Below are 8,241 nucleotides of genomic sequence, written 5' to 3'. Positions count from 1 at the left end.
TTAGGTGCGAAAAAAATTGGCAGAAAATCAACGTACAAAGATTTTCTGCCAATTTTCTTTTCTAAAAAGCAGAAAGTGCCGCTCAATCACCTATTCCGGTGATTTTGCGACACTCCCTTTTTATCTTTTATTTCAACGCTTTCTCAATTTCCTCAATCACGATCCGAAGCGCTTTCAGCCTTGCATATTTCTTGTCTACCGATTCCAGAATATGCCATGGCGCATAAACCGTGCTGGTTTTCTGCAGCATCTCATCTACTGCCATTTCATACTGATCCCATTTCTCGCGGTTTCTCCAGTCCTCGTCTGTGATCTTCCACTGTTTTTCCGGGTTGCTCTGGCGGTCATTAAATCTTGCAAGCTGGGTATCTTTATCAATGTGGACCCAGAATTTCACGATCACAGCACCCCAGTCGGAAAGTTCCTTCTCGAATTCATTGATCTCATTGTATGCACGTCTCCAGTCGTTCTCACTGCAAAAACCTTCCAGTCTTTCCACCATCACTCTTCCATACCAGGTCCGGTCAAATATGGCAATGTGTCCATCTTTAGGCAACCTTGTCCAGAAACGCCACAGATAATGACGGGCTTTTTCATGAGGTTCCGGGCTGGCGATGGGATGTACCTCAAAACCACGGGGATCAAGAGCTTCCGTGATCCTCTTGATATTTCCGCCTTTTCCGGCAGCATCCCAGCCTTCATAGGTGATGATCACCGGCACTCTTTTGCGGTAGAGCCGATTATGCAGGCTTCCGAGCTTCGCCTGGAGTTCTTTAAGCTCTGCCTTGTACTCTTCGTCTCCCACTTCTTTTCCATCCAGAGGGATCTCGCTTAATTTCGGCATCTCCACCAGAGGAAAAACATTCTGGAGAATCGGCACAGCATGTTTGCTGTTCTCCATGGCAACCTCGATGTTGCTGATCATGGTTTCCAGTACCTGTAATTCCGCCCATTTCCGGTCACTGGCATCTACGATATACCACGGAGCAGAAGAAGTGTTGGTATCCTGCATATACTGGTCAAAAACTTTTCTGCATTTCTTGTAGTGATCATTCTGCCAGAGATCGTATTCATTCACTCTCCATCGGGTATCTTTGCTTTCCAGAAGGATGCCCATACGTTTCTCCTGATCTTTCCGGTCGATCTGCATAAAGAATTTCAGAAGTACGTATCCGTTATCCGTCAGCTGCCGTTCAAATCTGCGGATGCTGTCAACCCGTTTTACATAATCATCCCCTTTCAGTTTTTTGTCCATGCGCTCCCGGCAGGTCTGATCCATCCATCCGGAATCCAGGAATGTAAATTTACCGGCTTCCGGGATCTCCTTAAAATACCGGTAAAGAAATGGTTTCCGAAGGTCCTCTTCTGTAGGCGCTGACATAGTTGCGACTTTAAAAAAACGGGGATCGATATTCTTGATCACTTTACTTATGGTACTGCCTTTTCCGGAAGCTCCCCAGCCTTCAAACAACACGATCACCGGAATCTTATGCTCCTTTAGAGCCATCTGCAGCTCATATAATCTGGTTCTTGCAGCACTTAAACGCACTTTGATATCCTCTTTTTCCGGAATCTGTTCCGGGTTCCAGTTTTTTAACATCTGCATCGTCCTTCCTCGAATTTTTTGAATATTCTTATTATACCACAGGAGTCCCTGTTTTACGACGAATTTTACATAGATTTAACGCATCATTCCGAAAAAATATCCATATTGCACAATTGTAACTCTTGTTAAACAGCTAAAAATATTTTTTAACCTATTGACATTTTGATCTTCTCTTCATACAATATAGGCGCTGTTCGTTATTTTTTTAACTCGTAGTCAAACGGATATTCGCAACCCCGCAGGGGACTTCCTTGATTCGGTTAAAACAGCACAAAAAAGCTGCCCCAAGCAGCAAATCTCAAGGAGCCGATCATGAAACTTACAGAAGAACTTCTGAAAGAAATGGAAAAGAAAAAAGAACTCTACGGTGACGGCATCATCATGCCGGATGGGGATTACCGCCTAATCCAGGACGGACATTTGAAGACCCTTATGGCCCTTTTACCATATACGGAAAACGAAATCTGGAAAATGATCCCGGAAGATGATTCCGCTCTTTTCTGGCTGGTAGAAAAAACAGGCTGCGTGCTGACAGATGTCAATTCCACCATTGGAATGAAAATGACCCCCGCACAGCAGAAAACTTACGAAGCACTTTCCAGCCGTGGGATCGTCTCTGATGAATATTATGATCTTACCAGACAACGGGAAAAAGTAAAAGCTGCCCGGGCGAATGCCTGAGCAGCTTTTGTTTTTGTATATCAGTCGTCATACCCTTCCAGGAAGGAATGTTTCACGCCATCTTTCTTATAGGCAATGACTGTATGAAGATTCACATTTTCCACACTTCGGAAAATATTGCTTTCAATATGAGGATTTACCTTCTTAAGCTCTGCAATAAGATTCTTGATCTCCATTCGTTTGGAAACACTGGTTCCATCTGTACGACAGGTAGTACAGGTATCGGTAAACTTGCAGGCACACTGGATAAAATGCAGGTCATTGTAATCTCTCCAGTGCTTGATATCTGCCTCCCGGATCAGATACATAGGGCGGATCAGCTGCATCCCTTCGAAGTTTGTGCTGTGGAGTTTCGGCATCATGGTCTGTACCTGTGCTCCATAAAGCATTCCCATCAGGATGGTCTCAATCACATCATCATAGTGATGTCCAAGGGCGATCTTGTTGCATCCAAGTTCTTTTGCCTTGCTGTAAAGATATCCTCTCCGCATACGGGCGCAGAGATAACACGGAGATTTTTCCACATTGTAAACTGCATCAAAAATCTCAGTCTCAAATACTGTGATCGGGATTCCGAGAAGCTTGGCGTTGTGTTCGATCACCGCACGGTTGGCCTCATTATATCCCGGATCCATCACAAGAAATACCAATTCAAAAGGAAACTTGTTATGACGTTTCAACTCCTGGAACAGTTTGGCCATCAGCATGGAATCCTTACCACCGGAAATACAGACCGCGATCTTGTCTCCCGGCTTCACCAGTTCATAGTCGTTGATTCCTCTGGCGAATCTGGAAAACAGCTGCTTGTGGAACTTCTTGCGGATACTCAGCTCGATATCTTTCCGGCGCTGTTCCATTGCTTCATTTTCCTCTTCTTCACTGTCCCCTTTATTGGACTCTTTCTGCATCTGCTGGAAAAGCCAGCCTGTATATCCGCCCTTCAGGCTCAGTGCGGGAATTCCTTTTTCCCGGAGCATCCCTGCCCCTTCCTGGCTGAAAAGTCCTCTGGTACAGTAAAGAACCGGAATCTTATCCCCTTTCAGTTCTTCTGCCCGTTCTTCCAGTTCCTGCTCCGGAACAGAAATCGCTCCCGGGATCATTCCATATTCCACAGTTACTTTATCACGGGTATCTACCAGAAGATATTTTTCCCGTTCCTTCTCTATTTCATCAAAAGAAATCTCCAGTGTTTCTTCACTCATGCTGTTTTTATTCCTTTCCTTACAGCTCCTCCCTGATCGTGCCGTCACAGGCAATGGTCACTACCTGCCATGGGATCATCTTTCCGCTTCGCTCCATGGCACGGATCACTGCATTCTCGATGCCTCCGCAGCAGGGAACTTCCATGCGGACGATACGGATACTCCGGATGGAATTATTTCCTATGATCTCTGCAAGCTTATCTGCATAATCTCCCTCATCCAGTTTGGGGCATCCGATCAGCGTCACATGATCTTTCATGAATTTCTCATGAAAACCTGCATAAGCGTAGGCAGTACAGTCTGCCGCGATCAGAAGCTGTGCATTTTCAAAATATGGTGCATTGACAGGAACCAGTTTGATCTGTACGGGCCACTGGGCAAGACGGCTTGTCTGTTCCCCTGCATTTTGGGGAACTTTTTTCTGCTCTGCCTGCACCGGCGGTTCCTGCTTTTTATTAAGGCTTCTTGCCATACTTCCGGGGCACACGTGTGGCTTCCCTGCTGGCATCGAGGCCTCTGTTTTCTTAAGCTTCATTCTTTTTTCCACTGCCTCCGCGTCATAATCTGCGGCTTCCCGCTCTATAATACGGATCGCATCGGCAGGGCAGGCCGGAAGACAGTCTCCCAGTCCGTCACAGTAATCATCCCGGATCAGTTTTGCCTTGCCGTCTATCATGGCAATAGCTCCTTCGTGGCAGGCAGCTGCACAGGCACCACAGCCGTTGCATTTCTCTTCCTCAATGTGTACGATCTTTCTTATCATGATATCATCTCTCCCTGATTTTTATATTTCTGCAAATGTTTTTTTGTTTTCACTGACATCATACAAAAATCCCGGAGATTCTTCGGTAACATATGTTACCTTACAGATATAACTCCATTTTTTCCTGATCTTTCACAAGGATCTGACGCCTGTCAAGTTCCAGGATTCCTTCTTCCTGCATCTTTCCCAGTTCTCTGGAAAGAGACGGCCTGGTAATGTTTAAATAATCCGCCATCTCTTCTCTGGAAAGATTCATGTGGATCTGTCCTTCACTGTCCTGGCATTCTACAAGGAAACGGACGATCCGCTCCCGGAGACTGCCACTTCCAAGGATCCGAAGCTTCCGGTTCATATTGTAAGCCTTCCCGGCAAAAACCTCAAGAAGATTTTCCCGAAGTTTCCGGCTTAAACTATTTTCTTCCCTGTCTGTAAAGATCCGGCTGCTCATGATCAGAACGGAAACCTGCGTCAGCGCTTCCACATACATATCATAGGAAGCTTTCTCCATAAAGGCATAAACCTCCCCGAACAGAGCCCCTGGATCTTCCAGCTGCGCCAGAAGGATCCTTTTTCCGGAAAACGTCTCTTTTGCGATGATCACACTTCCGTTAAGAAGCATATAAACCGAATCCGGCCGGTCTGTTTCCTGAAAGATCCGTTCCCCTCTGGAATAAGTCCGCACCGTTCCTTCCTGCTCCATGAGGTTTAGGAGTTCTTTTTCTTCCAGGTTTCTGCAGAGCCGGCTTTGTCTTAAAATGGCCATCCATTCTTCTCTTCTTTTTTCTTCCACTTTTTCACCTCATCTCTGTACAGGTTTTTATCACATTTCTGCAATCTCTGTCAACTCCCGTGAACTTCATAGGTTCCCAGCCTGTACTTTTTTCTGAAAATCAGTTATAATATTTTTTGTTTGTAAAAAATTCTACCAAGGAGGATACCGGAAATGAAAACACAGAATCAGACTATGCTTTCTGAGAATACACTGACATCCCGGCCCACAGATATTATCGCGGGATTTCCTGTACGTCCCGGTTTTTTTGAATTAAATGGCGCTACTCCCCTTTCCAACGGAGTCAACTTTACCGCACATACCCGTCACGGTACATCCTGCGAGCTTCTTCTTTTCCACTCCGGAGAAGAGGAGCCTTTCGCAGTTCTTCCTTTTCCCAATGCCTGTCGTATCGGTGATGTCTATTCCATGATCGTCATGGGACTGGACATCGAAGACCTGGAATACGGCTACCGCATCGACGGTCCTTATGAACCGGAAAAAGGCCATATCTTCGATAAGACAAAAGTTCTTCTTGATCCTTATGCCAAAGCCGTTGCCGGTCAGCGCGAATGGGGACAGCAGAAGATTGGAAGCTATCACGCCCGTGTGGTACGCGATTCTTTCGACTGGGAAGACATGCCTCAGTCCACCCGTAAGATCAGTGACCTGATCATCTACGAACTTCATGTCCGCGGATTTACACAGGACGCTTCTTCCGGTGTCACACACCCGGGAACTTTTGCCGGGCTTCGTGAAAAAATCCCTTACCTCAAAGAACTGGGAATCAATGCGGTGGAGCTGATGCCTATCTTCGAGTTCGACGAGAACATGAATGCCCGTACCGTAAACGGCAAGCGTCTTCTGGAATACTGGGGATACAATTCCGTTAACTTCTTTTCCCCAAACACCAGCTATGCTTCCAGGGCAGAACATAACTGTGAGGGAACCGAACTGAAAGAACTGATCCGTGAACTTCACGAAAATGGAATTGAAGTAATTCTTGATGTTGTATTCAACCACACTGCCGAAGGAAATGAACTTGGAAAAACTTTTTGCTTTAAAGGATTTGACAATAAAGTTTATTATATGCTGACTCCGGAAGGAAATTACTACAATTTCAGCGGATGTGGAAACACTCTGAACTGTAATCATCCGATCGTGCGTCAGATGATCCTGGAGTGTTTACGTTACTGGACCATCAACTACCGCGTGGATGGTTTCCGTTTCGACCTTGCAAGTATCCTGGGACGTCATGAGGACGGTTCCCCTCTTAACAACCCGCCACTTCTGGAACTTCTTGCTTACGATCCGGTTCTTCGAAATGTCAAGCTGATCGCAGAGGCCTGGGATGCCGGCGGACTGTATCAGGTAGGTTCTTTCCCTGCCAGCCGCAGATGGGCTGAGTGGAACGGCCGTTACCGTGACTGCCTCCGTTCTTTCCTGAAGGGAGATTTCTGGAACGCCTGGGACGCCGCATGGAGCATTTCCGGTTCCGGTGACCTGTATGGCGGTTTTTATTCCGATCACAATGACAACTATGCAGGATACAATTCCTGCGTCAATTTCCTTACCTGCCACGATGGTTTTACCATGTATGATCTCTATTCCTACAACGAGAAACACAACGAGGCAAACGGCTGGAACAACACAGATGGTTCCAACGACAACCGCAGCTGGAACTGTGGAGAAGAGGGTGATTCCACCAATCCGGAAGTCCTTTCCCTCCGCTTCCGCATGATCCGAAACGCCTGTGCGGTACTGATGTCCAGCCGTGGAACCCCGATGTTCCTTGCAGGTGACGAATTTGGAAACACCAAACATGGAAATAACAACACCTACTGCCAGGATAACGAAACTTCCTGGATCAACTGGGATCTTCTGGAGAAAAATCACGATCTTTTCGAATTTTTCAAATATATGATCCAGTTCCGAAAAGACCACCCTGTCATCTCCCGCAAGCTTCCAAACGCAGTATGCGGTATGGAAAGCATACACACCCATAACATTGATGCAAGGGATGTGACCATCCCAAGAGATGCCCACACCTTCGCCGTAAGCTTTGCAGGTTATGATAAGAGCAAAGGCGCCGATGACCTGATCTACATCGTTATCAACGCATACTGGGAAGATGTAACGGTTACGCTTCCGGAACTTGCACGCCCTGGTGCATGGTATCTCTGTGTCAACACATTTGGAGACGGAGATGGCCGTTATTTCTATGAAGAAAGCCAGGAGCCACGTATTGAGCACGATTTCTGCATGCGGCCCAGATCCGTTGCCATCTTTACCGGTCGTAATTATTAAAATTCATATCAGGGACAAAATCTTTTTTGTCCTTGTCCGAAAGAAATGGAGTATTTTGAATGGAATTAAAAAACAGAACTTTGTCCAACTTCGCAGAACTTGTGGAAACCGGTGAATGCAAAAAATTCCGCGGCCGTCTGAAAACGGGCATTGACCTTGGTACTGCCAACACCGTTCTTGCTGTCGTTGACCGGAACAACCGTCCCATCGCCGGAATTTCCGCACCGTCCCATGCCATTCAGGATGGTGTGATCGTTAATTATTACGAATCCGTCCAACTTGTAACAAAGCTTAAAAATGAACTGGAAGAAAAACTTGGCACAGAACTTACCTACGGTGCAGCTGCCATCCCTCCTGGTGTTTCGGAAGGCAGTGTCAAAAGCATCGGTTATGTCCTGGAAGGTGCAGGTTTTGAGGTTACCAATATCGTAGACGAGCCTACCGCTGCCGCTGCTGTCCTCAAAATTACAGACGGCGCCGTTGTAGATGTGGGCGGCGGTACAACCGGCATCAGTATCCTGAAAGATGGCAAAGTCATTTACACAGACGATGAGGCTACCGGAGGCAGCCATATGACCATGACTGTGGCCGGACACTATAAAATCCCTTATGAGGAAGCGGAAATTTTAAAGACCACTCCGGAAAAAGAAGATGAAATTTTTCCTGTAATCAAGGCAACCGTTGAAAAAATGGCTGTTATTACCGAAAAATTTCTCCATGGTTATCAGGTTCCGGCTGTTTACGTTGTAGGCGGATCTTCCATGTTTAAAGAATTTACAACCGTTTTTGAGAAGAAACTGAAACTTCCTGTGTACAGACCTGTACATCCTCTTCTCGTTACACCCCTTGGCATCGCATATCACTGTGAACTGCCCAAAATATGATTGATTCCTAAAATGATCATCTCTCTGCT

General features: G+C 46.2%; 7 protein-coding genes. 3 read left to right on the top strand and 4 right to left on the bottom strand.

Going from position 1 to position 8,241, the window contains the following annotated elements; translation table 11 throughout:
• Positions 1 to 127: 127 nt before the first annotated feature.
• Positions 128 to 1,600, bottom strand: coding sequence for a polyphosphate:AMP phosphotransferase (pap, locus tag KQI39_RS15890; RefSeq protein WP_148446843.1), 1,473 nt, complete (start codon positions 1,598 to 1,600; stop codon positions 128 to 130).
• 318 nt (positions 1,601 to 1,918) lie between these two features.
• Between pap and KQI39_RS15885 the strand changes: the two genes are divergently transcribed.
• Positions 1,919 to 2,287: a hypothetical protein gene (locus KQI39_RS15885; RefSeq protein WP_216419535.1), complete on the top strand. Its 369-nt coding sequence runs from the start codon at positions 1,919 to 1,921 to the stop codon at positions 2,285 to 2,287.
• 20 nt (positions 2,288 to 2,307) lie between these two features.
• Here the strand turns inward: KQI39_RS15885 and KQI39_RS15880 are convergent, their stop codons facing one another.
• The 3 genes from KQI39_RS15880 to KQI39_RS15870 all read right to left on the bottom strand — a co-directional run bounded on the left by KQI39_RS15880 (position 2,308) and on the right by KQI39_RS15870 (position 5,042).
• Positions 2,308 to 3,489 carry an ATP-binding protein gene (locus KQI39_RS15880; RefSeq protein WP_148446695.1) on the bottom strand — a complete coding sequence of 394 codons (1,182 nt, stop codon included), beginning with the start codon at positions 3,487 to 3,489 and terminating at the stop codon, positions 2,308 to 2,310.
• 19 nt (positions 3,490 to 3,508) lie between these two features.
• Positions 3,509 to 4,252 carry an ATP-binding protein gene (locus KQI39_RS15875; protein WP_114001748.1) on the bottom strand — a complete coding sequence of 248 codons (744 nt, stop codon included), beginning with the start codon at positions 4,250 to 4,252 and terminating at the stop codon, positions 3,509 to 3,511.
• A 100-nt stretch (positions 4,253 to 4,352) separates the two neighbouring features.
• Positions 4,353 to 5,042: a Crp/Fnr family transcriptional regulator gene (locus KQI39_RS15870; RefSeq protein WP_021650714.1), complete on the bottom strand. Its 690-nt coding sequence runs from the start codon at positions 5,040 to 5,042 to the stop codon at positions 4,353 to 4,355.
• A gap of 153 nt (positions 5,043 to 5,195) precedes the next feature.
• Between KQI39_RS15870 and KQI39_RS15865 the strand changes: the two genes are divergently transcribed.
• Together KQI39_RS15865 and eutJ are read left to right on the top strand one after the other, a co-directional pair.
• The gene (locus KQI39_RS15865; RefSeq protein WP_216419533.1) at positions 5,196 to 7,328 is read left to right on the top strand and encodes a glycogen debranching protein; all 2,133 of its coding nucleotides are present in this window, start codon (positions 5,196 to 5,198) and stop codon (positions 7,326 to 7,328) included.
• Between the two features lie 59 nt (positions 7,329 to 7,387).
• Positions 7,388 to 8,212, top strand: a complete 825-nt coding sequence (gene eutJ, locus KQI39_RS15860; RefSeq protein ID WP_021976796.1) for an ethanolamine utilization protein EutJ — start codon at positions 7,388 to 7,390, stop codon at positions 8,210 to 8,212.
• The last annotated feature ends 29 nt before the right edge of the window (positions 8,213 to 8,241 follow it).

This window comes from Blautia sp. MSJ-36 (genome assembly GCF_018917985.1).
In the GTDB taxonomy this organism is placed as follows: domain Bacteria; phylum Bacillota; class Clostridia; order Lachnospirales; family Lachnospiraceae; genus Blautia_A.
The sequence above is the reverse complement of the archived record's forward strand: the minus strand, read 5'-3'. Positions and strand labels throughout refer to the sequence as shown.